The organism is Cryobacterium sp. MLB-32 (genome assembly GCF_000738085.1).
In the GTDB taxonomy this organism is placed as follows: domain Bacteria; phylum Actinomycetota; class Actinomycetes; order Actinomycetales; family Microbacteriaceae; genus Cryobacterium.
This window is the reverse complement of the sequence record NZ_JPRS01000501.1, coordinates 1-977: the sequence shown is the minus strand read 5'-3', so window position 1 is coordinate 977 and position 977 is coordinate 1. Positions and strand designations below refer to the sequence as shown.

The window sequence follows — 977 nt, the reverse complement described above, 5'->3', positions numbered from 1 at the left end:
GAGTCTCCGCCTTCGTCGGCGCCCCCGCCGTCACCAACAACCCATTCATACTCGGTCTGATTTTCTTCATCGGAGGGCTGCTGGTCGTGCTCTGGAATGTGATCACCGTTTCACTGCGTCAGAGAATCACACCCAACGAACTACTCGGAAGGGTCAACAGCGTCTATCGTCTGCTGGCCTGGGGCACGATGCCCATCGGCGCAGCAACGGGCGGCCTCCTGGCCCATTGGCTCGGATTGCAAACCATGTTCGGAATCATGGGGCTGCTCACGCTCGGCCTCTTGGTGTTGATGCCCCTGCTCACCAACGCCGCGATTGACGCCGCCGAGGACCCCCCGCCAAGCACTTGAAACGCCATCCAACGCTATGCGAGAGGTGATCCGCCAAACGCATTGAGCATGCCCGCAAGAGGGACCCCCTACGGACGCTCCCTCGCGACAACTGGGCTCCGCATCGCGCTTGGGCGGGAGGTGCCCGTAAGACCCGCCCGTTAAGGATTCGCGCTCAGGTGCCTTTAACGCGACAAGGTTTCGACCGTTCAGACCGTCTCATAACCCGTGGGTTCCGAGGCACATTGGTTACGAGACCGGGCGTTGCTGATTTCTCAGGCTTATCGAGCGATGCGCTGTCGCGCGGAAGCATGCCAGCGCATCGCTCGATGCTCAATGCTCAATGCTCAATGCTCAATGCTCAATGCTCAATGCTCAATGCTCAATGCTCAATGCTCGAAAAAATAGGCCACCTCTCACACATAGGTGGCGATCGTCCGAGACCAAGGTGTTCCCTGGACTGGTCGGGCAGGTTGTTAGAACACACGCCCGAGCAGTCCACCGGGTTCCGTGTCAAGGACGGTGCGGATAACACCGACTTTGAACCAGTCCTGATCAAGGACTTCATCTGGTACGTCGTTACTGTTCATTGTGCAGATGTACTGCCCCCCTGTGGACTCCACCATCGCCTGCGCGAACTGCAATGCG

At 58.8% G+C, this 977-nt stretch carries 1 pseudogene; it reads left to right on the top strand.

Annotated elements, in window-relative coordinates:
* Positions 1–350: pseudogene (locus JF66_RS23895) on the top strand (MFS transporter); the annotation flags it as partial.
* Positions 351–977 lie beyond the last annotated feature (627 nt).